Here is a 681-nt window from a genome sequence, read left to right as displayed (position 1 = left end):
ATGCACGCAAGCCGACCTTGCCATGAATCGCCGGAGCGCTCAGACCTTTCCAGCCCTTCTCGAGCACAAAGCCACGAATGTCGCCCGCATCGTCCTTGGCCCAAACCACGAATACATCAGCGATCGGACTGTTGGTAATCCACATCTTGCTACCGGTGAGGCTGTAGCCACCTTCCACTTTGCGTGCACGAGTAATCATCGCGCCCGGGTCGGAACCGTGGTTGGGCTCGGTCAGACCGAAGCAACCAATCCATTCACCCGTGGCCAGCTTCGGCAGGTATTTCTGCTTCTGTGCTTCGGTGCCGAATTCATTGATCGGAACCATGACCAGCGAAGACTGCACACTCATCATCGAGCGATAGCCGGAGTCGACACGTTCGACCTCACGGGCAATCAGGCCGTAGCTGACATAGTTCAGGCCGCTGCCACCGTATTGCTCAGGGATGGTCGCCCCCAGCAGACCCACCTCACCCATCTCACGGAAGATCGCCGGGTCAGTCTTCTCATGACGGAAAGCTTCGAGAACACGCGGTGCGAGCTTCTGCTGAGCAAACTGCTCGGCCGTGTCGCGAATCATGCGTTCTTCTTCAGTGAGCTGTTGATCCAGCACCAGGGGATCGATCCAGTTGAAGCTAGCTTTACCGCCCATGAGTGAGTCCTCTCGAATCGGGTCAAATAACG

At 57.1% G+C, this 681-nt stretch carries 1 protein-coding gene; it reads right to left on the bottom strand.

The window, feature by feature from the left end; translation table 11 throughout:
- Nucleotides 1–649, bottom strand: a 649-nt coding sequence (locus AC1DLB_RS31415) for an acyl-CoA dehydrogenase family protein (RefSeq protein ID WP_477786457.1), incomplete at its 3' end; no start/stop codon positions are given.
- Nucleotides 650–681: the final 32 nt, after the last annotated feature.

The sequence above is a fragment of the Pseudomonas sp. 05N434 genome (assembly GCF_056396965.1).
This window is presented reverse-complemented; position numbering and strand designations above follow the sequence as displayed.